General features: G+C 71.1%; 24 protein-coding genes. 14 read left to right on the top strand and 10 right to left on the bottom strand.

What is annotated here, in order from left to right; all coding sequences use genetic code 11:
* Window positions 1–47: 47 nt before the first annotated feature.
* Window positions 48–440 carry a DUF5709 domain-containing protein gene (locus tag ACFQU4_RS11740; protein WP_377491442.1) on the top strand — a complete coding sequence of 131 codons (393 nt, stop codon included), beginning with the start codon at window positions 48–50 and terminating at the stop codon, window positions 438–440.
* A 19-nt stretch (window positions 441–459) separates the two neighbouring features.
* The gene (locus ACFQU4_RS11735) at window positions 460–1,377 is read left to right on the top strand and encodes a phosphotransferase (RefSeq protein WP_377491439.1); all 918 of its coding nucleotides are present in this window, start codon (window positions 460–462) and stop codon (window positions 1,375–1,377) included.
* Window positions 1,378–1,428: 51 nt separating this feature from the next.
* Here ACFQU4_RS11735 and ACFQU4_RS11730 read toward each other — a convergent pair whose 3' ends face one another.
* Window positions 1,429–1,653, bottom strand: a complete 225-nt coding sequence (locus tag ACFQU4_RS11730) for a hypothetical protein (RefSeq protein WP_377491436.1) — start codon at window positions 1,651–1,653, stop codon at window positions 1,429–1,431.
* A gap of 104 nt (window positions 1,654–1,757) precedes the next feature.
* Between ACFQU4_RS11730 and ACFQU4_RS11725 the strand changes: the two genes are divergently transcribed.
* The 6 genes from ACFQU4_RS11725 (at window position 1,758) to era (ending at window position 6,666) form a co-directional block, all read left to right on the top strand.
* Window positions 1,758–2,477: a metal-dependent transcriptional regulator gene (locus ACFQU4_RS11725; protein ID WP_377491433.1), complete on the top strand. Its 720-nt coding sequence runs from the start codon at window positions 1,758–1,760 to the stop codon at window positions 2,475–2,477.
* An 88-nt stretch (window positions 2,478–2,565) separates the two neighbouring features.
* Window positions 2,566–3,588, top strand: a complete 1,023-nt coding sequence (locus tag ACFQU4_RS11720; protein WP_377492251.1) for a PhoH family protein — start codon at window positions 2,566–2,568, stop codon at window positions 3,586–3,588.
* Window positions 3,589–3,613: 25 nt separating this feature from the next.
* On the top strand, window positions 3,614–4,075 hold the full coding sequence (gene ybeY / locus ACFQU4_RS11715; protein WP_377491430.1) for an rRNA maturation RNase YbeY: 462 nt from the start codon (window positions 3,614–3,616) through the stop codon (window positions 4,073–4,075).
* Between the two features lie 65 nt (window positions 4,076–4,140).
* Window positions 4,141–5,406 (top strand): hemolysin family protein, encoded by a 1,266-nt coding sequence (locus ACFQU4_RS11710; RefSeq protein WP_377492248.1) that lies wholly within the window; start codon window positions 4,141–4,143, stop codon window positions 5,404–5,406.
* A 2-nt stretch (window positions 5,407–5,408) separates the two neighbouring features.
* On the top strand, window positions 5,409–5,732 hold the full coding sequence (locus ACFQU4_RS11705; protein WP_377491427.1) for a cytidine deaminase: 324 nt from the start codon (window positions 5,409–5,411) through the stop codon (window positions 5,730–5,732).
* On the top strand, window positions 5,725–6,666 hold the full coding sequence (gene era, locus ACFQU4_RS11700; protein ID WP_377491424.1) for a GTPase Era: 942 nt from the start codon (window positions 5,725–5,727) through the stop codon (window positions 6,664–6,666). Before ACFQU4_RS11705 ends, era begins: the two co-directional genes overlap by 8 nt.
* Before the next feature lie 10 nt (window positions 6,667–6,676).
* On the opposite strand, the gene ACFQU4_RS11695 is transcribed toward era, so the two are convergent.
* Genes ACFQU4_RS11695 through ACFQU4_RS11685 form a run of 3 tightly spaced genes read right to left on the bottom strand, consistent with a single transcriptional unit; the run spans window position 6,677 to window position 7,981 of the window.
* Complete coding sequence (locus ACFQU4_RS11695) at window positions 6,677–6,994, bottom strand: type II toxin-antitoxin system PemK/MazF family toxin (RefSeq protein WP_377491421.1); 318 nt, start codon at window positions 6,992–6,994, stop codon at window positions 6,677–6,679.
* Window positions 6,991–7,191 (bottom strand): hypothetical protein, encoded by a 201-nt coding sequence (locus tag ACFQU4_RS11690; RefSeq protein ID WP_377491418.1) that lies wholly within the window; start codon window positions 7,189–7,191, stop codon window positions 6,991–6,993. Before ACFQU4_RS11690 ends, ACFQU4_RS11695 begins: the two co-directional genes overlap by 4 nt.
* A gap of 34 nt (window positions 7,192–7,225) precedes the next feature.
* Entirely contained in the window at window positions 7,226–7,981 is a 756-nt protein-coding gene (locus ACFQU4_RS11685; RefSeq protein WP_377492245.1) for a helix-turn-helix domain-containing protein, read from the bottom strand.
* 181 nt (window positions 7,982–8,162) lie between these two features.
* On the opposite strand from ACFQU4_RS11685, the gene ACFQU4_RS11680 reads away from it, so the two are divergent.
* On the top strand, window positions 8,163–8,930 hold the full coding sequence (locus ACFQU4_RS11680) for a phytanoyl-CoA dioxygenase family protein (protein ID WP_377491415.1): 768 nt from the start codon (window positions 8,163–8,165) through the stop codon (window positions 8,928–8,930).
* A 9-nt stretch (window positions 8,931–8,939) separates the two neighbouring features.
* Here the strand turns inward: ACFQU4_RS11680 and ACFQU4_RS11675 are convergent, their stop codons facing one another.
* Entirely contained in the window at window positions 8,940–10,871 is a 1,932-nt protein-coding gene (locus tag ACFQU4_RS11675) for a hypothetical protein (RefSeq protein ID WP_377491412.1), read from the bottom strand.
* A gap of 98 nt (window positions 10,872–10,969) precedes the next feature.
* Window positions 10,970–12,190 carry a hypothetical protein gene (locus tag ACFQU4_RS11670; protein ID WP_377491409.1) on the bottom strand — a complete coding sequence of 407 codons (1,221 nt, stop codon included), beginning with the start codon at window positions 12,188–12,190 and terminating at the stop codon, window positions 10,970–10,972.
* Between the two features lie 90 nt (window positions 12,191–12,280).
* Between ACFQU4_RS11670 and ACFQU4_RS11665 the strand changes: the two genes are divergently transcribed.
* The gene (locus ACFQU4_RS11665; protein ID WP_377491406.1) at window positions 12,281–14,443 is read left to right on the top strand and encodes a hypothetical protein; all 2,163 of its coding nucleotides are present in this window, start codon (window positions 12,281–12,283) and stop codon (window positions 14,441–14,443) included.
* Here the strand turns inward: ACFQU4_RS11665 and pepN are convergent.
* Together pepN and ACFQU4_RS11655 are read right to left on the bottom strand one after the other, a co-directional pair.
* Window positions 14,431–17,019, bottom strand: coding sequence for an aminopeptidase N (pepN, locus tag ACFQU4_RS11660; protein WP_377491403.1), 2,589 nt, complete (start codon window positions 17,017–17,019; stop codon window positions 14,431–14,433). The genes ACFQU4_RS11665 and pepN overlap by 13 nt on opposite strands.
* A gap of 19 nt (window positions 17,020–17,038) precedes the next feature.
* Window positions 17,039–17,797 carry a hypothetical protein gene (locus ACFQU4_RS11655; RefSeq protein ID WP_377491400.1) on the bottom strand — a complete coding sequence of 253 codons (759 nt, stop codon included), beginning with the start codon at window positions 17,795–17,797 and terminating at the stop codon, window positions 17,039–17,041.
* A 92-nt stretch (window positions 17,798–17,889) separates the two neighbouring features.
* On the opposite strand from ACFQU4_RS11655, the gene ACFQU4_RS11650 reads away from it, so the two are divergent.
* A complete protein-coding gene (locus tag ACFQU4_RS11650) occupies window positions 17,890–18,351 on the top strand; it encodes a ribose-5-phosphate isomerase (protein WP_377491398.1) in 462 nt (153 codons plus the stop codon).
* Here ACFQU4_RS11650 and ACFQU4_RS11645 read toward each other — a convergent pair.
* Window positions 18,314–18,517: a hypothetical protein gene (locus tag ACFQU4_RS11645; RefSeq protein WP_377491396.1), complete on the bottom strand. Its 204-nt coding sequence runs from the start codon at window positions 18,515–18,517 to the stop codon at window positions 18,314–18,316. The genes ACFQU4_RS11650 and ACFQU4_RS11645 overlap by 38 nt on opposite strands.
* A gap of 65 nt (window positions 18,518–18,582) precedes the next feature.
* On the opposite strand from ACFQU4_RS11645, the gene ACFQU4_RS11640 reads away from it, so the two are divergent.
* Entirely contained in the window at window positions 18,583–19,389 is an 807-nt protein-coding gene (locus ACFQU4_RS11640; RefSeq protein WP_377491394.1) for an Fpg/Nei family DNA glycosylase, read from the top strand.
* On the top strand, window positions 19,371–20,921 hold the full coding sequence (locus tag ACFQU4_RS11635) for a hypothetical protein (protein WP_377491392.1): 1,551 nt from the start codon (window positions 19,371–19,373) through the stop codon (window positions 20,919–20,921). The genes ACFQU4_RS11640 and ACFQU4_RS11635 overlap by 19 nt, the downstream gene beginning before the upstream one ends.
* A 21-nt stretch (window positions 20,922–20,942) precedes the next feature.
* On the opposite strand, the gene ACFQU4_RS11630 is transcribed toward ACFQU4_RS11635, so the two are convergent.
* Window positions 20,943–21,317 carry a hypothetical protein gene (locus ACFQU4_RS11630; protein WP_377491390.1) on the bottom strand — a complete coding sequence of 125 codons (375 nt, stop codon included), beginning with the start codon at window positions 21,315–21,317 and terminating at the stop codon, window positions 20,943–20,945.
* Window positions 21,318–21,491: 174 nt separating this feature from the next.
* Between ACFQU4_RS11630 and ACFQU4_RS11625 the strand changes: the two genes are divergently transcribed.
* Window positions 21,492–23,093, top strand: a complete 1,602-nt coding sequence (locus ACFQU4_RS11625) for a carboxylesterase/lipase family protein (RefSeq protein ID WP_377491388.1) — start codon at window positions 21,492–21,494, stop codon at window positions 23,091–23,093.
* Window positions 23,094–23,099 lie beyond the last annotated feature (6 nt).

Here is a 23,099-nt window from a genome sequence, read left to right as displayed (position 1 = left end):
TGGTCCGACCGGTGGGCGAGCCCGGACCTGCGTGGCAGGCTGTGCCCATGAGTTCGTACGACGAGGAAATGCCCGACCAGTCGGAGCAGCTGGATCAACGCCAGCCCGAGGACACCCTCGACGACCGCGGCGTCGAGGACGTACTCGACGAGGGCTATTCGCCGCCCGAGCGGTGGCGGAATCTCGATGAGGACTCGACCCTCGACGAGAGGCTCGACATCGAGGTGCCCGAGGACAGCGACGACGGCGGCGAGTATCTCGACGACGGCGAGGTCGGCGGCTCCCGGGCCGGCCGGCTGGTGGATCCGAACGGCGGCATCGGCGAGGACAACGAGTCGGCGCTGATCGGCGATGACGTCGGGATCGACGGCGCCGGGGCCAGCGCGGAGGAAGCCGCCGTCCACGTCGTCCCGGACGACCTCGGCGACGAAGACGCATGAGCCGCGGCCGCCTGCGGCGATGAGCGACCCGGACGGCGAGGTCGCGCGGCAGTTGGCCCGCGGCGACGGTGGTCTCGACCCGGCCGGGCAGGTGGCCGCGGTCAACGCGCGGACCGGTGCCGGCCTGACCCTGGTCGGCCGGGCCGAGCACGGGGACTCGGGCGGCGCGGTGTACGTGCGCTGGCCGGACGGCCGGCCCGGCGTGCTGACCCGGTCGCCGGCCTCCCTCGAGCGGGTCCGGCAGACCGCGGAGGTGCTCGCCGGGCTACGTGCCGACGGCCTGCCGGTGCCGCGGCACGACCTGATCGTTGAGCTCGGCGGCGGGGTCGTCGGGATCGTCCAGGAGCGGCTGCCGGGCCACCCGGCGGAGCGGTTGGACGCCGCGACCATCGACGCGATGGTCGAGATCAACGAGCGGTTCGCGGGCGGGCTGGCCGACCGGACCGACGTCCCGGTGCCGGAGCTGGGCATCCGGGAGGAGTCCTGGGATCCGCGGGCGGTCGCGCTGCTCCGCGAGCACGGGCCGCGAGCCCGCCGGATGCTCGACCGGATCCGTGAGGTGGGGGAGTCCGCCCCGCTCCGGATCGACGGCGACGACGTCCTGCATCCCGACCTGACCCTCGGCAACGTCCTGTACGAATCCGGCCGGGTCACCGGCGTCGTCGACTGGAACTGGGGCGTCGAGCGCGGCGACCGCCGGTTCGCGCTGGTCCGGATCTACATCGACCTCTACTGGAGCCTCGTCTATCCCGGTCGGGTCGACCCGTCCGCCTGGGAACGCCTGGACACCGTCGTCGAGACCCTGATCGAACCCGACCTGCTGCGCGCCTACTGGGCCGGCGTGACCCTCGGACAGCTGAGCCACTGGAGCATCGAAGGCAGCAAGGTCGCCGTCGATCTCTTCCTCCGCCTCGGCGAATCCCGCCTCACCCCCTGACCCCGGGAGCCAGGCGGGTCGGAGGATCGGCTGGTAACGCCGGTTGAAGGATCAGCGGTGGCTGGCGGGGATGCGGCGCGGGGCCGGCGTGCGGTGGGTGCGCTCGCGGCGGATCAGCCAGGCGAGGGTGAGCAGGCCGCCGAGGAGGGCCAGGCTGCTCCGCAGTACGGCGTCGGGATCGGTGACCGAGGTGCCGAAGCCGGTCAGGCCGACGATCACGAGCACGGTGGCGAGCACGGCGACCAGCCCGCGGACCAGCTCCTTCGCGCTCACCATTCACCAAGCATGCACTATATTTTTCGGCTCGCCAAACTTTCTCGTCCGGTACGCCGTACCAACGACCGTCGGCCGGGCGACGCAGCGCCACTAGACTTGCGACGATGACGGTGGCCGAGCTCTCGCCGATGGCGCAGGACTACCTGAAACTCATCTGGAAGTGTCAGGAGTGGTCCGACGACCCGGTCAGCACCAACGCGCTGGCCGGACGGCTGGGCGTCTCCCCGTCGACCGTCTCCGGCAACATCAAGAAGCTCGCCTCGCTCGGGCTGATCGACCACACGCCGTACGGCGCGATCCAGCTCAGCGTCGAGGGCCGTACCGCCGCGGTGCAGATGGTGCGCCGGCACCGGCTCCTGGAGACCTATCTGGTGGTCCGGCTCGGCTACGGCTGGGACGAGGTGCACGACGAGGCCGAGAACCTCGAGCACTCGGTGTCGCAGTTGTTCATCGACCGGATCGACGCCGACCTCGGCCACCCGGGACGGGACCCGCACGGCGACCCGATCCCGGACGCGGAGGGCCGGATCGAACGGCCGGAGGCGCAGCAGCTGTCCGAGGTCGAGCCGGGGCACTGCGGCTACATCGCGCGGATCCTGGACGACGACGCCGAACTGCTGCGCTACCTGGACACCCGCCGGCTGGTGCTCGACACGCACGTCACGGTCGACGAACGCCGCCGGTTCGCCGGGTCGCTGTCGATCACCCGCGAGTCGGGCGCCGACGGGCCGGAACAGCTCGACCTGGGCCTGGCCGCCGCGGAGTCGATCTGGCTGACCACGACGCCGCACCGGCACCGCCGGGCCGTACCGGCCGGCTCCTGAGCGGAGGGGCCGAAACTTCTCGTTGGAGAGGTCGGCGGATGTTGATTAGGATGGCTGGACCGATACGTACCCCGACCGAGGACAACCCCTGACTAGTCACGATCAACCGGCCACGCTGGCCACTGCGGGCCAGGCCACGACGGCTGCCGGCGCCAACTCGCGCCGGATCACGATCCCGAACTCGATCGAGATGGTCAACGTGCTCGGCTCGGCCGACGAGTTCCTGCGCATTCTCGAGCGCGACCTCGACGCCGAGATCCACGTCCGCGGCAACGAGATCACGCTCACCGGGCCGCCGGCCGCGGTCACGCTCGCGGTCGAGGTGTTCACCGAGCTGGTCGCCGTGCTGCGCACCGGCCAGGGCCTGACCGCCGACGCGGTGGAGCGGATCTGCTCCATGCTGAGCGCGCGCGAGGACGCCCGGCCGGCCGAGGTGCTGACCCAGAACATCCTGTCCAACCGGGGCAAGACGATCCGGCCGAAGACCCTGAACCAGAAGCGGTACGTCGACGCGATCGACCAGCACACCGTCGTCTTCGGGATCGGCCCGGCCGGCACCGGCAAGACGTACCTGGCGATGGCGAAGGCCGTCCAGGCGCTGCAGAGCAAGCAGGTCAACCGGATCATCCTGACCCGGCCGGCCGTCGAGGCCGGTGAGCACCTGGGCTTCCTGCCCGGCACGCTGAACGAGAAGATCGATCCGTACCTGCGGCCGCTGTACGACGCGCTGCACGACATGATCGACCCGGACTCGATCCCGCGGCTGCTGACCGCCGGCACCATCGAGGTGGCGCCGCTGGCCTACATGCGCGGTCGTACGTTGAACGACGCGTTCATCATCCTCGACGAGGCACAGAACACCTCGATGGAGCAGATGAAGATGTTCCTGACCCGGCTCGGGTTCGGGGCCAAGATGGTCGTCACCGGCGACGTCACCCAGATCGACCTGCCCGGCGGCAGCAAGAGCGGGTTGAAGGGGGTCCAGGGGATCCTGGACAACGTCGACGACATCGCCTTCTGCATGCTGACCAACCACGACGTCGTCCGGCACAAGCTGGTCGGCCGGATCGTCGCGGCCTACGATCGATTCGAGGCGCAGCGCCCCCGTTGACGAGACGACCCGGCAGGCGACGACGATGACCATAGACATCAGCAACGAGTCCGGATTGGAGGCCGACAGTACCGGCCTGGTCCGGTTGGCCCGCTACGCGATGGATGAACTGCGGATCCATCCCCAGGCCGAACTGTCGATCCTCCTGGTCGACACGGACGCGATGAGCGCGTACCACCAGAAGTACATGGGCGAGGACGGCCCGACCGACGTGCTGTCGTTCCCGATGGACGAGCTGCGGCCGCCCGCGGACGAAGAGGAGCCGCCGGACGGACTGCTCGGCGACATCGTGCTGTGCCCCGAGGTGACCAGCCGGCAGGCCGCCGAGCACGGGCGCACCCCGGAGGCGGAGGCCGAGTACCTGCTGGTGCACGGACTGCTGCACCTGCTCGGGTACGACCACGCGACGCCGGACGAGAAGGCGGAGATGTTCGGGCTGAAGGACAAGATCATCGCGGGCTGGGCGGAAGCCCGGCACCGGAGCTGATCACGGTGAGCCAATATCTGGTTCAGCTCGGGATCGCCTTGCTGCTGGCCATTCTGGCCGGTCTGATGGCGGCCGCCGAAGCTGCGTTGTCCTCGTTCTCGCGCAGTCGTGCCGACAAGCTCGTCGCCGACGGCCGGCCCGGCGCGCTCCGGGTGCGCAAGATCGTCGAGGACCCGCCGCGCTATCTGAACACGGCACTGTTCCTGCGGATCGTGTTCGAGATCAGCGCGATCGTGCTGGTCGCCCTCGTCTTCTTCGGCGTGTTCGGGCTGACCTGGCAGGGCGTGTTGATCTCGGCCGGTTCCATGATCGTCATCTCGTACGTGCTCTGGGGCGTCGCGCCGCGGACGCTGGGCCGGCAGCACCATGATCGGGTGGCCTGCCTGTTCGCCGGTCCGCTGGTGGCGCTGACCCGGGTGCTCGGGCCGCTGTCCCGGCTGTTGATCTTGATCGGCAACGCGCTGACGCCGGGCAAGGGGTTCTCCGAGGGCCCGTTCGCCTCCGAGGCGGAGTTGCGTGAACTGGTCGACCTCGCGGAGGCGAGCGAGGTGATCGAATCCGGCGAGCGGCGGATGATCCACTCGGTGTTCGAGCTCGGCGACACCATCGTCCGCGAGGTGATGGTGCCGCGGACCGACATGGTGTTCATCGAGAGCAACAAGACGCTGCGGCAGGCGATGTCGCTGGCACTGCGGTCCGGGTTCAGCCGGATCCCGGTCACCGGCGAGGGCGGTCTGGACGACGTGGTCGGGGTGCTCTACCTCAAGGACACGATCAAGCGGGTGTACGACCACCCGAAGGCGGAGACCACCGAGCGGGTCGCCTCGCTGATGCGGAACCCGGAGTGGTGTCCGGACTCCAAGCCGGTGGACGAACTGCTGCGCGAGATGCAGCTGAACCGGACCCACCTGGTGATCGTCGTCGACGAGTTCGGCGGCACCGCCGGCATGGCCACGATCGAGGACATCCTGGAGGAGATCGTCGGCGAGATCACCGACGAGTACGACGAGGAGAACACCGACATCACCCAGCTCGCCGACGGGCGCTACCGGGTCTCGGCGCGGCTCGGCGTGGACGAACTCGGCGACCTGTTCTCGCTGGAGCTGGACGAGGAGGACGTCGACACCGTCGGCGGCCTGATGGCGAAGCTGCTCAACAAGGTGCCGATCGTGGGCTCGACGGTGACCTACCACGGCCTGGAACTCGTCGCCGACCGGTCGACCGGCCGGCGGAACCGGATCGGCACCGTCGTGGTCCGCCAGGTCGAGGACCACCAGCCCGACGAGGCCACGGAATCGGCGACATCGGACACGACGGCGAGGGCGACCTGACCATGATCAGCAATCCTGAGGACAGCAAGATCATCACGCTGGCCCGGGCGGCGCGGGCCAGGACCGGGGCCGCGGAGGGCGCCTGCATCCGGGACACGGACGGCCGGACCTATGCCGCGACGACCGTCGCCCTGCCACACCTGCAGCTGTCCGCGGTGGCGGTCGCGATCGCCATGGGCGTCTCCTCCGGAGCGCCCGGGCTGGAAGCGGTCGCGCTGGTCGGCGAGGGCACCCTGACCGACGCGGACCGCGCGGTGATCGCCGATCTCGGCGGTGACGCGGTGACCCTGCTGGTTGCCGATCCGAACGGAAATCTCCGTGACTGAGCCAGCGAACGAGGGCCCGGAACACCGGTCCGGCTTCGCCTGCTTCGTCGGCCGGCCCAACGCCGGCAAGTCCACCCTGACCAACGCCCTGGTCGGCAGCAAGATCGCGATCGCGTCGTCGAAGCCGCAGACCACCCGGCACGCGATCCGGGGCATCGTGCACCGCCCGGACGCCCAGTTGATCTTGATCGACACGCCGGGCCTGCACAAGCCGCGGACCCTGCTCGGCGAACGGCTGAACGACGTGGTCCGGACCACCTGGTCCGAGGTCGACGTGATCGGCGTCTGCCTGCCGGCCAACCAGCGGATCGGGCCCGGCGACACGTACCTGGTCAAGGAGATCGCGGCCCTGCCGAAGCGGCCGACCCTGGTCGGCATCGCCACCAAGGACGACCTGGTGAGCAAGCAGCGGATGGCCGAACACCTGGTCCGGATGGCTGCGCTGGAAGAGGAACTGGGCATCAGCTGGGCCGAGATCGTGCCGGTCTCGGCGACCACCGGTGATCAACTCGACGTGCTGGCCGGGGTCCTGTCCGGCCTGCTCCCGGTCGGCCCGCCGCTCTACCCGGACGGCGAGATCACCGACGAGCCGGAGGAGACCCTGGTCGCGGAGCTGATCCGGGAGGCCGCACTGGAGGGCGTCCGGGACGAGCTGCCGCACTCGATCACCGTGATGATCGACGAGATGGGGCTGCGCGAGGGCCGGGCGAAGGACAAGCCGCTGCTCGACGTGTACGCGTCCATGGTCGTCGAACGCGATTCGCAGAAGGGGATCGTGATCGGCCACCGCGGCGCCCGGCTGCGCGAGATCGGCACCGCGGCCCGGAAGCAGATCGAGGCCCTGCTCGGCACCCCGGTCTTCCTCGACCTCAAGGTCAAGGTGGTCAAGGAGTGGCAGCGCGACGCCAAGCAGTTGAACCGGCTGGGCTTCTGAGCGTCGGGCGTCACAACCCGAGGTAGTGCGCGACGGCGTTCTCGATCTCGGCGATCTCGTCGCGATCGAGGTAGCCGACCGGGTCGCCGTGGACGAACGTGGTGTCGATGGTGCGGATCTGATCGACGAGGAACCGGGTCCGGGTTCCCATGACGTCCAGCTCCGGTCGGAATACCGCCGGGCCGGCGCTGGTCGAGGTCGGGATCACGGTGACTACGCTCCAGGGCATCGAGCTGAGGCTCAGCACGACGGCGTACCGGCGCCCGCGTTGCTCGTGCCCGCGTTTGGTGCTTCCGAAGTCGACCCGGTAGATCGCTCCGCGGATCACCACACGTCCTGATCGCCGTCGAGGCTCTCGTCGCTCAGCCGCTCGGCGTCGGCCCGCGCCTGCTTGATCCACACCTCGCGCTCCAGCAGTCGCAGCGCACGGCGGATGACGTCGCTCTTGCGTTCACCGGTGCGCATGGCCGCCCGGATGATCTGCTCATCCTCGGCGGTCGGCCGGAATCCGATGGTTGCCGTCATGCCAACCAGCGTACCTGGGTCTGTTCAACAAGTGTCAAGCAAATGTCGCACGCTGCGACGCCGTGGTCATCGTTCGCAGCCGGCCCGGTGCGTTGCCGGTCTCGCTCTTGATCACCCGGCTCAGGTGGCTGGCCGAGGCGAAGCCGCAGCGGTCGGCGATCACGGCGAGGGTCAGGTCGGAGGTGCGCAGGAGGTCGAGGGCGCGGCGGACCCGGACGGCCAGCAGGGCGACCTGCGGTGGCAGGCCGCGGCGGGCGATGAAGTGCTGGCGCAGGCCGGACACCGAGACGCCGGCCTCCCGGGCGGTCGCGGCGACCGAGATCCGTTCCGCATAACGCTCCTCGAAGATCTGCTCGACGCTGCGGACGAGTTCCTCGGCCGGTTCGGGGCGCTGGTCCGGATGCTGACGTTGCAGGGTCAGGTCGATCAAGGTGACCAGGGCGGTGATCAACTCCGGGCTGCGCCGGTCCGGCTGGGTGTCCTCCCGGACCAGGCCGGCCAGGTGGTTCCCGAGCTCCTGGGCGGCGCGGCCGGAGCACTCGTCCGGCCAGGCCTGGTCGTCCGGCGCGTCCAGCAGCTGGTAGTAGTTCGAGTAGGCCGTGTGGGCGATCTCCTCGTGACTCGCGTTCGGCCGCAGCACCAGCACGGTGCCGGGGCGGGCGGCGTAGTGCACGCCGTCGACGATCGAGTCGATCCGGCCCGTCCGGTAGTAGGTCACCTTCCAGCCGGCGTGCCGATGCGGGGCGGCGTGCTGCCCGCGGCCGGCCGCGTAGGTGCCGATGGCGAGCATGGACACCCTGCCTGCTCCTGGTGTCTGGTGCATCTTCACGGGATCGAGATTAACCGTGGACCACTGAATCGTGTACGAAGGCTTGGCGATTCGTGCATGATCATTGCGGATCGATGCATTGGCCCGGCCCGGTGCCGGATGGTGAGCTTGACGGCAACGCAGCGACCGAGGAGGACCATCCGTGAGCACGTACCGCACCGCCGACGCCCTGGCCGACCTGGACGTCACCGAGGACAGCCTGACCCCCGAACAGCGCAAACAACTCGACGACGACGGCTACCTGCCGTTGATCAACCACATGCCGGACGACCTGCTCCAGGCGTTCCGGGAGCGGACCGACGAGCTGCTCGAGTCCGAGGGCTCGGCGGCCGGCCACGAGGTTCCGCAGGGCGCCGGCGTCGCGGCCCTGGCTGACCTGCTCAACAAGGGCGAGATGTTCGAGCGCTGCTACACCGACCCGGCCGTGCTGAGCGCGGCCCGGCAGGTGCTCGGTGAGGAGTTCCGGGTCAACTCACTGAACTACCGGTCCACCCTGCCCGGCCAGGGGCAGCAGGGCCTGCACGGCGACTGGGGCGGGCCGGTCCAGGACGGCGACTTCCACATCCTCAACTCGATGTGGTTGCTGGACGACTTCACCGAGGACAACGGCGCGACCCGGATCGTGCCGGGGACCCACCGGTCCGGGCGCTGGCCGACCGACGACCTCGAGCGCACCACCGATGATCACCCGGATCAGATCCTGGCCCTCGCGCCGGCCGGTTCGGTGATCATCTTCAACGCCCACGTCTGGCACGGTGGCACCCTGAACCGGACCGCGCAGCGCCGCCGCGGGATGACGATGTCCTTCTGCCGGCGCGACGAGCCGCAGCAGCTGAACCAGGCCGAATACCTCCGGAAGTCCGTCTACGACCGGATCTCGCCGGCCCAGCGCCACCTGCTGGACGTCTGACCGTCGAGGTCAGAAGCGGGTGACGGCGATCAGGTTGCGGCCCTTGATCGTGTAGATCGTCCGGCCGTCCGGCGCCACGGCGATCAGCCCGGCCGCGTAGGCCTGGGCGGCCAGCCCGTCGACGAGGGTGGTGATCACCGGGGTCGCACCGCCGGTGATCTTGAACAGTCGCTTGCCGTCGGTCCCGAAGAGTCCGTCCCGGGCCAGCACCAGGGTGCTGGCACCGGTGCCGATCTTGGCCGTCGCCTCGACCCGCCGTCCGGTCGGGTCGAGGACGAACAGGTCGCCCTTCTCCGTGGTGCCGTAGATGCGGCCCTGGTACGGCATCAGGTCGGTGATCTGCTGGGCTCCCGGCACCGGCGCGAACTGATCGACCACCTTGCCGGTGCGCAGGTCGAAGCGGGAGACGGTGGCCTCCTTCTCGATCGGGTCGGTGCCGAGGCTGTTGCGGGTCTCGCTGCCCAGGAAGGCGATGCCGTCCCGGACCGCGACCGACCTCAGGGACTGGTTCGGCACGATGCCGCGGCGCACGGTCAGCCTGCCGTCGGAGAGCCGGTAGTCGGCCAGGGCGCCGTTGATCTTGCCGTAGTCGGCCTCGGTGGCGATCAGCAGTCGGCCGGAATCGGCGTCGTACCAGGCGTCGGTGGGCCGGGTCTGCTCGTTCTCGATCCGGTCCAGTTCGGCGAGTTCGGTCCCGTCGGGCCGCATTGACCACAACCGGGCCAGCGTGTACACCCCGAGGTAGAGCCGGTCGCCGATCGGCGTCATCGTCTTCGCCTCGCCCGGCAGGAAGGTCCGACTGTTGCTGCCGGCCGCGAGGTCGTGGACCTGGATGCCGGCCTTGCCGCTGACCAGGACGGTGTTCGCGGTGGCGGCGAGGTGCATGGCCAGTTCCGGCGCCGGCGGCAGGCCGGCCTGGCCGAGATCGACACCGCTGAAGGTTCCGGTCGCCTTGTCGTAGCTGACGATCTGGCTGGTCAGGCTGGCCCGGACCTGGTCGCCGTCGATCAGGATCTTGTTGAAGTACGCGCCGTCGTACGGCTGGCCGAGCCGCTCGGGCGTGCTGCTGCCGGCCGGTACCCGGTACAGCGTCCCGGAGGCCCGGGTGCCGAAGTAGACGTCGCCGTTGGCCGGGTCGTGGCTGATCGCGGTGACGTACTGATCACCGGCGGGCGCCTGCACCTCGACCGGCGTGCTGGGGTCGGCGGTGTCGAAGATCAACATCGTGCCGGTCGGGGACAGTCCGGCGGCCAGCCGGTCACCGTGCAGGGCGAGGGTGGCGACGAACGTGCGGTCGGCGTAGCCGGCCGGCAGGATGTTCGCGGTGGCGCCGCTGGCCCGGTCGACGGTGATCAACTTCGCGTGCGATCCGATGCCCGCATAGATGGTCTGCTCGTCGACGGCGATGCTGCGGACGTACTGCTCGCCCGGGGCGACGGTGCCGTAGCTGCGGGTCGTCCCGGTGGCCGGGTCGTAGCTGTGCACGCCGGCGTCCGGGTAGGTGCCGGCGACGATCAGCCCGTCCGGCGAGGCGGCCAGGGACCAGATGAAGGACCCGAAGTTGGCCACCTTGGACAGCGCCCCGGTGTCGGTGTTGATCTTGTACAGGTCGCCCGGCGTGTAGGTGCCGACGTAGAGGTCGGTCCCGACGTGCGCCATCGCCCAGACGCCGGCACCGGACGGCAGGTCGACGGTCCGCTCGACCTGGCCGCTGGCGGGGTCGAAGGCGCCGACCCGGACCGGCGAGACGCCGGAGGTCGCGGTCCAGATCAGGTCGCCGACCTGTTCGGCGACGCCGGTCGAGGTGACCGAGGAGGCCGGGCCCAGGTCGGTCACCACCGGACCGGCAGCGGGCTCGGCGACGGCGGGCACGGCCGCGAGCCCGGTCAGGGCGAGGAGGAGCGAGGCGAGCAGCGCCAGCCGACGCGCGATTCCAGACATTCGGACCACCTATTTCACCGTTAATGCACGCCCGTAATTGAGTCGAACGGTATGAGACGGTGGCCGCCTCGTCAAGGGTCGGGTGCCGGGGCTGGGCGCTAGCGGGCCGAGACCCCATCGGCCGGTCCCTCGGCGGTACGGGACCGCCGCCGCGCCACCACCCGGTCGATCATGCCGACGCCGACGTAGAAGCCGGCCACGGCCACGCAGATGGCCGCGATGACGCCGGGCGGTGTCTGGTCCGGGTCCAGGAAGAAGTACGGGATCGGCACGCCGAACGTGGTGTTCGCGGTCCACAGCGTGATCACGTACCCGAGCGGGAAGATCATCATCGCCAGCACCTGGCGCATCGTCAGCGGCCGCAGCGCCGCCTGACCGGCGCGGAGACCGAGCAGCACCACCAGCGGAGCGGCGAGGTGCATCGAGATGTTGGCCCACATGGTCGGCTCGTCGGTCCGCAGCCCCTGGGTCGGCACCATGACCAGCCAGTACGCCAGCGCGGACAGCACGATTCCGGCGACGCCGGAGCGCAGGATCACCTGGTAGCCCGGCGGCTGCAGCGGCCGGGCGAAGGTCGCGATCGTGACCAGCAGCGCACTCAGCACCGAGAACAAGAGCAGCACCGGGGTGGTCAGGTCCGGCTGCTGGGCCTGCAGCCAGACCCCGGTCAGGGCGGCCACCGGGACCCAGATGTTGATCTTGTAGCGCGGCGTGAAGTAGCTCATCGCGGAGTCGGCGAAGACGGACCAGAGCAGCACCGAGCCGAGCACCGGGATGATCACCACCCAGAACCGGGCCGGGTAGTACGGGTTCAGCCGGGCGGCCTCCAGACACATGAAGAACGTGTAGACGACGCCGAGTGCGTACAGGCCCAGGAACGGCAGCAGGGCGGCGATGTAGCGGGAGACCCACCGGTCGCCGCGTTCCTGCACGATCGTGTAGAGGTTGGTGATCGGGTTCCGGGCCCGGGCACCGACCAGGCCGCGCCGGGAGGACTCGGTCATGCCGGCGATCTTGATCAGCTCGTCCTCGAACAGCCGGGCCGAGCGGGCCCGCCGCGAGGTCCCGGCGATCATGACCGTCTGGTAGAGCATCAGGAACACCACCGGCCACGGCAGGAAGCCGATCAGGACGGTCGGGAACTCGTCCTGGTAGACCGCGAACAGCGACACCGGCAGGTAGGCGATCACGATGCCGACCAGCGCCATGCTGACCTGGGAGGCGTTCTGGATCCCGGCGTCCTCGGTCTGCAGCAACGCCGACAGCGCCTCGGTGCGCGCCTCGGGGTCGGGCCGGTCGCCCGCCGCGCCGTCCGTCATCCCGCCCCCTTCCGGTGTATCCACCGAAGTACAGCACAGGTCCGGCCGGCTCCGTGGCCCCTTCGGCGACCCGAGATTAGGCTTTCCCGGGTGACGGACCGCAGACGGACCATGATCGACTCACTCGCCACCTGGGCCGCGGCCGCCGACCGGGACTGGGTGGATCCGGACGGCGACGGGACCTTCGGCTGGTACGGGACCGGCTATGACAACTGGGGTGTGCAGACCAACCAGAAGTACCTCGGCGCGGTCGGCGCGCTGGCCGCGCTGACGGAGGACGATCGGCTGGCCCGGCGGGCTCTCGCGGCGCTCCGGTTCAGCATCCGCAGCCATCGCTCCGGCGGCGGCAGCTGCGCGGACGGCAAGCCGTGGGGCCACACCTGGATCAGCGCGCTCGGCATCGAACGGATGATGTACGGCGTCGATCTGCTCGCCGACCGGGTCGAGCCGGAGCTGGCCGCCGGGCTGGACCGGATGCTGGTCAGCGAGGCGGAGTGGATCCGGACCGCGTTCCACCGGGGCCGGTCCCGCGGCGTGGTGGGCGGGCTGTGGAACGTCTCCGGCCGGAACGCGCCCGAGTCGAACCTCTGGGCCGGCGCCCTGCTCTGGCGGACCGCCCAGCGGGTGCCCGATCATCCGCAGCGGCCGGTCTGGGAGGAACTGGCCCGGACGTTCATGATCAACGGCGTCAGCGTGCCGGCCGACCGCAACGACCCGACGATGATCGACGGCCGACCGGTCCGGGAACGGTTCCGCGGCGCCAACTTCTTCGACAGCTACGCCCTGGACCATCACGGCTATCTCAACGTCGGCTACATGATCATCTGCGTCAGCAACGCGGCGATCCTGCACTTCGACCTGAAGCGGCGCGGCGAGCCGGCGCCGGAGGCGCTGCACCACCACCAGGCCGACCTCTGGCGGGTGGTCCGGCCGCTGATCGCACCGGACGGGCGGCTGCTCCGGATCGGCGGGGACAGCCGGGTCCGCTACGCGTACTGCCAGGAATATCTGTTGCCGTCGCTCTGCTACGCCGCCGACCGGCTCGGCGATCCGGAGGCGATCGAGCTGCTCGACGCGCAGCTGGACCTGATCGTCCGGGAGCAGCGCGGCAACCCCGACGGCAGCTTCTACGGCAGCCGGCTGGCCGAACTGGCCGCCACCAGCCCGTACTACCTCACCCGGTTGGAGAGCGACCGGGCCTGCGCCCTCGGCACGGCCCTCGCCGACCTTGATCAACTGGAGGACTCGGGCACGGCCCTTCGACAGGCTCAGGACACGGCCGGGTCGTGGAGCTGGATCGACCATGATCATCAGGCGGTGGCGCTCCGCGACGAGCACCGGCTGGCCTCGTTCTCCTGGCGTGCGTTCAGCGGGACGCAGGGGCTCTGTGTGCCGCTGGTCGACGGGTCGCTGGCCGAGTGGGACCTCAACCTGGCGCCCGAGATCACGGTGCTCGGCGACCAGGGCGAACCGGGCCGGCTGTCCCGGGCGGTGACCAGGAGCCGGGTCACCGAGGTCGAGGGCGGCTTCGTCACCTCGGGCACGGTCGTCGAAGGAGTCCGGCTGAGCATCCCGGAGGGCTGGACCGGCGGCGACGGCGCCCGGACCATGATCGCCGTCGCGGCCCTGCCGGACGGGCACACCATGATCGGGATCCACCGCACCGTGACCGCGGACTGGTGGGTCGGGATCGGTTCGGTCAAGGGCCTGCACCTGAACGTGCCCAACGACGTCCTCAACGACTCCCGGCGCCGGTACGTCCACGCCGGCGGCACCGTGGAGCTCGAACCCGGGGCAGCGGAGCAGCTCGCCCTCGGCCGGTGGGTCGCCGTGGACGACGTCCTCGGTGCCGTCGGGCTGTGGGGGAGCGGGGAGTTGATCATGGACCGCTCCGCGCGCCGCCGCGGCGGTCCGCAGCACTCCCTCTTCGTGGACGAGCTGTGCTTCCCGCACTGGACCGGGCCGAAGCATCTGCCGCCCGGCAGCGTCCTGGTCGAGCACGCGTTCGCCGTGCTGGCCGGCTGCGACACCGCGACCACCGCCCGGTTCGCCGACGCCAATCCCGCCCGGCCGGCCGACCTCGACGGCGAGCTGGCCGGCGCGACGGTGACCGCACTGGACGGCCACCGCTACCGGCTGCTGCTGAATCTGGCCGAGACCCCGGTCCGGCCGGAGCTGCCGGCCGGCGCCGTCGACCTGGCGGGGGAGCCGGGCGAACTCGGCCCCGGAGAGGCCGCGCTCTACCGGCTCTGAGTCGCGTTCTCGGCGGCCTGCTGGCAGCGCAGCGAGCGCTCCGACTCGTCCCGACGCTCCGAGACCAGCCGCCGCACCGAGGGGGTGAGGTCGGCCGCGGCCAGCCAGGCGTCGACGGTGCGCAGCTGTTCGGCGGTGTCCTCCAGCCGCGGATAGAGCAAGATCAGCGCGTTGTCGCGCAGCGACGTCCCCTGGCCGCCCCAGATCCCGTTGCCGGCCGACATCTGCTCGGCCGCCTCCAGGTAGGCCGCCAGATACGGGCGCAGCAGGTCGTCCTGGCCGGGCTGGACGAAGCCGACGCAGACCTGGCGCTGGGTCTCGTTCGGCACGTTGCCGTCGGCGACGGCGAGCCGCCAGGACTCCGCCTTGGCGGCCGGATCGGGCCGGGCGGCACGAGCCCCGGCGGCCTGCTCGGCACCGGTGATCGTGTTGTCCCGGCCCTGCTCCGCGGTGATCATCGCGTCGTCGGCGAGGCCGAGCCGGGCCAGGTGCAGGATCAGGATCCAGCGCAGGTCCTGGTCGACCACCAGCCCGTCCGGTACGTCCTCGCCGACCAGCCAGCCGTTGATCACCGCACCCGCTGCCGGATCCAGCGCCGCCCTGGCGTACGCCCGGGCCAGGGCCAGCTGGTGGTCCGAGCCGGGCTCGGCGGCCGCCAGCAGGCCGGCCAACCCGTCCTGCCAGGTCCGCCGGACCGCTTCCCGTACCGCCAGCGGAGTGTCTTCCTGGGCCGCCCGCAATCCCTGCAGCAGCACGGCTTCCACGGCGGTCAGGTCGGACTCGACGGCGACGCCGCGAAGCACCAGGGCGACGTAGTCGGCGGCCGGCAGCTCGGCGTCGCGGCACATGTCCCAGGCGGCGCCCCAGCAGACGGCCCGGGCCAGCGGGTCGTCGATCCGGTCGATGGTGTCGATCAAGGTGCTCAGCGACCGCGGGTCCAGCCGCAACTTGGCGTAGGTCAGGTCGTCGTCGTTGATCAAGATCAGGTCCGGCTGCCGCCGGCCGGCCAGTTCGGGCACCTCGGTGGTCTCGCCGCTGACGTCGGTCTCCAGCCGGTGGCTCCGGACCAGCCGGCCGTCGGTCAGGTCGTAGAACCCGATCGCGATCCGGTGATCACGCAGCGTCGGCCACTCGGCCGGCGCCTCCTGCCGGACCGCGAACCGGGTGATCATGCCCGCGTCGTCGACCGCCAGCTCCGGCCGCAGCGTGTTGACGCCGGCCTGCTCCAGCCACTGCGCCGACCAGCCGGACAGGTCCCGGCCGGACGCCTGCTGCAGGGCGGTCAGCAGATGGCTCAGCTCCGTGTTGCCGTAGGCATGATCGGCGAAGTAGCGCCGGGCGCCGGCCAGGAAGGCGTCCTCGCCGACGAACGCGACCAGCTGCCGGAGCACCGAAGCGCCCTTGGCATAGGTGATCCCGTCGAAGTTCTGCTCCACCGCCTCGAGATCGATCATGTCGGCCGCGATCGGATGGGTGCTGCTCAGCTGATCCTGCCGGTAGGCCCAGGTCTTGCGCTTGTTGCAGAAGGTCGCCCAGGCCTGGCTCGGTTCGGCATCGAGCCGGCTCTGCGCGAACGTCGCCGCCCATTCGGCGAACGACTCCTTCAGCCACAGGTCGTCCCACCAGCGCATCGTCACCAGGTCGCCGAACCACATGTGGGCCAGCTCGTGCAGCACGACGTTGGCGCGTTCCCGGTACGTCGCGGCGGTGACCCGGCTGCGGAAGATCATGCTGTCCCGCAGCACGATGCAGCCGACGTTCTCCATCGCGCCCATGTTGTATTCCGGCACGAACGCCTGGTCGTACTTCCCGAACGGGTACGGGTAGCCGAAGGCCTCCTCGAACACGTCGAAGCCGCCCCGGGTCACCTCGACGATCCGGTCGGCGTCCAGGTGCGGCAGCACGGAATCCCGGACCAAGATCGACAGCGGCGCCGCGTTCTTGCCGGCGGTCTCCTCGGCGATCACCTGCCGGTACTCGCCGGCGACGATCCCGACCAGGTAGGTCGAGAACGGCTCGGTCTCGGCGAATTCCCAACGGGACAAGGCCTCCGTGACCGGCACCCGGCCCTGCTCGGCGCCGTTGCTGATCACCGTCCAGTCCTGCGGCGCCGTCACGGTCACCGACATCCGCGCCTTCAGGTCGGGCTGTTCGAAGCAGGCGAAGACGCGCCGCGCCTCGGCCGACTCGAACTGGGTGTAGCAGTAGACCCGGTCGTCCGCCGGGTCGACGAAGCGGTGCAGGCCGAGGCCGGCCCGGCTGTACCGGTATTCCGCGGTCACCGTCAGTTCGTGATCACCGGCGGTCACGTCGAACGGCAGCCGGCTGTCCGCGAACCGGCCGGTGTCGAGCGGCTCGCCGTCCAGCGTCGCGGTGATCACCCGGTCGGCGATCGCGTCGACGTGCAGGCTGCCCGGTGCCTCGGCCCGGAACCGCACCGTCGACGTGGAGCGGAAGGTCAGCGCCGGATCGGCGACCTCGCGGCCCGACAGGTCGAGCTCGATCCGGTAGTGCGAGGTGGCGATCAGGGCCGACCGAGCCATGGCCTCGTCGCGGGTCAGGTTGTCCGGGAACATGCGCCCGATCCTGCCACGATCAAAATCGGGCCGTGCTGGCGCGCAGGAACTCCCGCCAGGTCTTGTCGTCGGTCAGGTCCCCGCCGACGCCGAGCTCGGACGTGATCTTGGTCACGACGGACCGGGTGGGTTCGGCCCACTCGCCGTCGAGCGGCGCCGGCTGGCCCCAGACGTACGTGCAGATCGCCTGCACCGCGTGGTTCTGCACCCGGGACGCGCCGCCACGGAAGGTGGACAGCCCGGTGCCGGTGACGCCGTTGTCGACGTGCAGATGGTTCCGGTGCGCGTCGTCGAAGAGGTACGTCAGCACGTCGGCGAAGTGGTGGTGCAGGCTGGCGGCGGTCGCCCAGTAGCGGCGCAGCGTCGCGGCCGGCGCGGAGCCGCCCCAGAGGTCGTACCGGGCCGACATCAGGTCCCGGCCGCCGGACCGGAGCCTGGCCAGGTCGAACGCCCGGCCGGCGTTGTGCCAGGAGGAGCACCGCGGCTCGCCGTCGGTCCAGCTTCCGTACGTCCTGAGCTCGTCGAACTCGACCCCGGTCTCGGACCGGAAGAAGCCGAGCCAGTCGATCAGCCGGTCATGGAAGGCGTCGTCGAAGCGGAAGGTCCGGCCGCGCTCGTCGATCTCGTAAATCAGCGGCGCGCCGCCGAGATCCTCGTGGCCGGTCAGCTCTCCGGCCCGGACACAGGTCGGCCGTTCCCGGCCGACGTCGGTGCAGCCCGCAGCGGCCAGTCCCGCGAGTCCGGCACAGCCCAGCAGCGCCCGTCGGCTCAAAGTCACCCGGCCGACCCTAGTGCCGTTCCCGTCCCGCCCAATCAGACGCTGGGCCGACACGGGTGCCAGGCCCATCGGACCTTTGAGATAGTTCTCTCATGCGCGTACACATCGGCAGCGACCACGCGGGGTATGAGCTGAAGAACCACCTGGCCTCGGCCCTGCGAGGCGACGGCCACGACGTCGTTGATCATGGTCCGCGCGTGTTCGACCCGGACGACGACTACCCGGTCTTCTGCATCCCGGCGGCGCTCGGCGTGGTGGCCGATCAGGGCTCGCTCGGCGTCGTGATCGGCGGCTCCGGCAACGGCGAGCAGATCGCGGCCAACAAGGTGATCGGGGTGCGTGCCGCGCTGGCGTACGACGCCGAGACCGCGCAACTGGCCCGCCAGCACAACGACGCGAACGTGATCGCGATCGGCGCCCGGATGCATGATCAGGACGGCGCGACCGACCTGGTCCGCACCTTCCTGGCGACGCCGTTCAGCGCGCAGGAGCGGCACGCGCGGCGGATCCGGCAGATCAGTGAGTACGAGGAGCGTCGGGGCGAGGAAGAGTAACGCGCTGCGGCCGGCGTCCCTCGGCCCGCGCCCGCAACTCGGCCAGCACCGACTCGGCGAGGAGTTCGTCCTCCGGAGTGGGTTCGCCGAGGCGGACCAGGTCGCGAGCCTCGAGGTCCGAGATGGTGGGAACGATGAACGGGGCCGGAGCGGCCGCACCTGTCATAGTGGACAGCCTAATCTGCCCGCGGGGGCTCGGGCCACAGACAAAGATCGTTCGAGGATCGTGAAATGCCGGAAGGCCACACGCTGCATCGGCTGGCACTGGATGTGACGGCCGGATTCGCCGGCCAGGTGCCGGTGGTGACCAGCCCCCAGGGCCGGTTCGCCGAGTCGGCCGCGCTGCTCGACGGGACCCGGTTGATCAACGCGGCGGCGCACGGCAAGCACCTGTTCGTCGAGTTCGCCGGCGACCGTCACCTGCACATCCACCTCGGCCTGATCGGCACCCTCCAGTTCGGTCCGCCCGGCCCGCCGCAGGGCGAGGTCCGGGTCCGGCTGGCCACGCCCGACCTGGTCGCCGATCTTCGCGGCCCGCAGCAGTGCGACGTCCTGACCGGGGCCGAAGCGACCGCCCTGATCGGGCGGCTGGGTCCCGATCCGCTGCGCGACGACGCCGACCCCGAACTGGCCTGGCGGCGGATCCACCGGTCCGGCCGGCCGATCGCCGCGCTGCTGATGGATCAGGCGATCCTGTCCGGGGTCGGCAACGTCTACCGGGCCGAGGTGCTGTTCCGGAACCGGATCCACCCGCACCGGCCCGGCAACAAGCTGACCCGGCGCAGCTGGCTGGCGATCTGGTCGGATCTGTTGCTGCTGATGCCCAAGGGCGTCGCCGACAACCGGATCGACACGGTCCGCGACGAGCACACGCCGGAGGCGATGGGACGACCGCCGCGCGTCGATGATCATGGCGGAGAGGTGTACGTCTACCGCCGCAACGGCCTGCCCTGCTGGGTCTGCGGTTCCATGATCAGGACCGAGGTCCTGGCCGGGCGCAATCTGTTCTGGTGTGGGCGATGTCAGCGCCGCGGATGATCTTCGACGTGCCGCCCGGCCGGCTCCGGATCGACCGGACCGGCCGGATCGTCGCGGCCACTGCGGGTGATCACCGCTATCTCGCCGGCGGCGGGGTCGGCGAGGTGGTCATCGACGGCCGGGCCCGGCAGCCGGACCTGGTCCGGCTGGCCGGCGACGCCGACGAGGTCGACCTGGAGCTCGACGCCGGTGACGGCCTGGGGATCTCGGTCCGGCACACGGTCGCCGCCGGCTGGGGCTGGCGGATCCGGCTGGCCAACGCCACCCAGCACGAGCTCGCCGTCGACCAGGTCCGGCTCGACCTGACCCTCGGCGAGCAGATGGTCGGGCACCCGATCGCCGCCGGTGCCGAGGCCGAACTGGTGATCCGGCCCGGTGACGGCAGCGGCCCGATCCTGGCCGGCCGGCTGCTCACCGGCGCCATCACGGAGATCACCGACGCCGGCCTGCTGACTGGGCCGCTGCTGCTGCCCCCGGGCGCCGGCTTCGTGATCACCTGGCAGTGGACCTGGTACGCCGACGTCGCCCGGCTGATCGAGCGCCGCCGCGGCGTGGTGCCGTGGCCGACCGTTCGTACCGTCGGCGAGCCGATCGACCTGCGCAGCGACCCGGACGCGGCCCTGATCGTGCCGGACGACCTGATCGGCGTGGACGGGACGCTGCCCGGGCCGGGCGGCCAGATCACCGAGCTGGTGGCGGATCGGCCGGCCCGGTTCCCGATCGAGGAGCGGTCCGCGCGCGGGACCGTACGGTTCGAGCTGGGCTGGGCGCCGCCGGCCGAATCGGTGATGGCCGAACGAGCCGAGCGATTCCCGGCGCCGGCGCCGACCGGCCCGGCCGGCTCGACTGCGGACGGGATCCTGCTGCACCGCACCCTCAGTGCCGGTACGGCAGCGGACCCGGACGAGGCCGCCGAACTGCTGGAGTTGATCACCGGCGGGCTGCTGGACGACGGACCGGCGACCGCGCTGGACGCGACGCTGCTCTGCATCGAGCATCACCGCACCGGGTCCCGGGAACTGCTCGAGGTGGCCGTCGACTGGCTGCTGCGCTGCGACCGGGTCGATCCGGGTCTCGGCATCGCGGTCACCCAGGCCTGCCTGGCCCGGGTGATCCGCGGCCAGGCGATCGCGCCGATCATCCAGCACGCCGGTTCGCTGGCCGCGGCGCTGCCGGAACAACCGGAGGTTCCGCTGAACGGGCCCGGGATCGCCGAACTGGAGTTGCTGGCCGCGGTGCACCGCACGGTGGAGCAGCCGTCGCCGGCGTTCCGGGCCCGGCTGCGGGCGGCGGGACCGTACCTGGGTAGCGGCGAGGTGGCTCCGGCCCGGCCGGCGCTCGCCGAGACCGACCAGGCCGCCCTGATCGCGGTGATCCGCTTCGCGGAGGAGCAGGCCGCCGCAGCGATCGGCCGGGACTGGGCCGCGCCGCCCTCGGTGCTGGCCGAGGCGGCCGCCGGCATCCTGCTCGACCAGGTCGCCGACAGCGCCTTGTCCGAGACCCTGGCCTGGCTCGCCCTCGCCCAGCTCTGAGCTGTGGCCCAGCTCTGAGCGCTACTGCTCGACGGGCTTGGCCTCGGTCCGGGCACCGGACGGCCGGGCGATGGCCAGTACGGCGAGGGCTCCGGCCGCGACGACCATGATCATCTGCAGCCACAGTCCGACCGTGTCGCCGACCGCGCGGACCTCGACCAGCCGGACCGCCTGGCCGGCGCCGAAGAGTCCGATGATCATGAAGGCGGCGGCCAGCACGGCGGCGACCGGCGACCAGCGGAACGGCAGGAACGCGGTCAGCGCCGCGGCGACCAGCAGCACGATCACGCCCGGCGCGACGGCCGGATAGCCCGGCAGGTTGCCGCCGGCGATCTGGATGTAGATCCCGATCGCGGCGAGGAACAGCGCGCTGGCGGAGAGTGACTTGAGGTTCATGGTCATGATCGTTGCCCGCCGTCCGGGACCGGCGCGTCGTCGGCGGCGCGTATTTCCGGTCCCGGCACTGCGTCCGGCGACGTAGCGGATTCTCCTTGTCCTGCACGGATTGCGTACGCACGATCAACGCCTGGACGGACGCGCGGCCGGCGTCCGCTCGGGAAGAGTGGCGGCATGCAGCCCTCGCTCCGGCCCGTCCGCACCATGATCATCCGAACACTGGCCGCGGCGGTGTGCGCCGTCGCCCTGGTCGCCGCCGCCCTGCCCGCTCAGGCTCAGCCGCGCAGCGGCCCGACCACGGCCCGGCTCGACTCGGGCTGGGTCCGCGGCGCGGCCGGCGACGGGGTGGCGGTGTTCTCCGGGATCCCGTACGCGGCGCCGCCGACCGGTGACCGCCGGTTCGCCCCGCCGGCCACACCCGAACCGTGGACCGGGATCCGGGACGCGACGGCCGCGAGCCCGAGCTGCCCGCAGCCGGCCGGCTTCGACGCCGGCGGCGTCCAGGTCGCGGGTCAGGAGGACTGCCTGTATCTCGACGCGGTGGTGCCCCGCGGCACCGGCCACCGCCGGCTGCCGGTGATCGTCTGGCTGCACGGCGGCGGGATGATCACCGGCTCGGCCGGCCAGTACGACGCCACCCGGCTGGCCAGCCGCGGCGAGGCGATCGTGATCACCGCCAACTACCGGCTCGGCGCCCTGGGCTTCCTCGCCACGCCGGCTCTCGACGGCGGGGGAGCCGACTCCGGCAACTACGGGCTGCTCGACCAGCACGCCGTCCTGCGCTGGGTCCGGAACAACGCGGCGGCGCTCGGCGGCGACCCCGGCCGGGTCACCCTGGCCGGCCAGTCGGCCGGCGCCCGCAGCACCTGCGCGCAACTGGCGGCGCCGGCGGCTCGCGGACTCTTCGCACGGGCGATCCTGCAGAGCGGACCGTGTGCGGTTCCCGTCCTCAGCCGGGCGGAGGCCGACCGGAACGGCGCGACGGCGCTGGCCGAGGTCGGCTGTGCCGACGCGGCGGATCAGGCCGGCTGCCTCCGTGCCCTTCCGGTCGCGGACCTGGTCGCCCTGCTGCCCGACTTCGGGACGCCGGCCGCGCGCCGGCCGGAACGGTGGGGCCCGGTGGCCGGGACGACCTACCTGCCCGAGCAGCCGATCACGGCCCTCCGCCGGGGATCGGCCGCCGGCGTGGACCTGCTGCTGGGGACCACCCACGACGAGAGCCGGTCGTTCATCCTCACCGGCTATCCGGACCTCACCGCGGAGGCGTACGCGGCGGAGCTCCGGGCCGTGTTCGGCGACGATGCGGACGCGGTCCTGGCGACCTATCCGGCCGCCGAGCAGCCGAGCCCGGTGATCGCGCTGGCGACCGTACAGACGGACCGGACGTACGCCTGCCCGGCGTTGATCACGGCCAGGACGGCGTCGCGGCACAGCCGGGTGTACGCCTACGAGTTCACCGAGGACTCCGGACTGACGGCGGCCGGCCAGCCGATGGGCGCGATGCACGGCTGGGACCTGCCTTTCCTGTGGACGTTGCGGATGCCGCAGGCCGGCTATCCGGACCTGACCGCGGCGCAGACCCGGCTCAGCGACACCATGATCGACTACTGGACGACGTTCGCCCACCGCGGCCGGCCCGCGTCGTCCGGGGCACCGCGGTGGCCGGCGTTCGGCCCGCGGGGCTCGGTGCTCGGCCTGTCCACCGAGGCGATCCGGCCGGTCGACCTCGCGGATGATCATCGCTGCGCCTTCTGGGCCGCGCTCGACCAGACCTAGGAGCCG

It is taken from the genome of Microlunatus sp. GCM10028923, assembly GCF_042666975.1.
In the GTDB taxonomy this organism is placed as follows: domain Bacteria; phylum Actinomycetota; class Actinomycetes; order Propionibacteriales; family Propionibacteriaceae; genus Microlunatus.
This window is presented reverse-complemented; position numbering and strand designations above follow the sequence as displayed.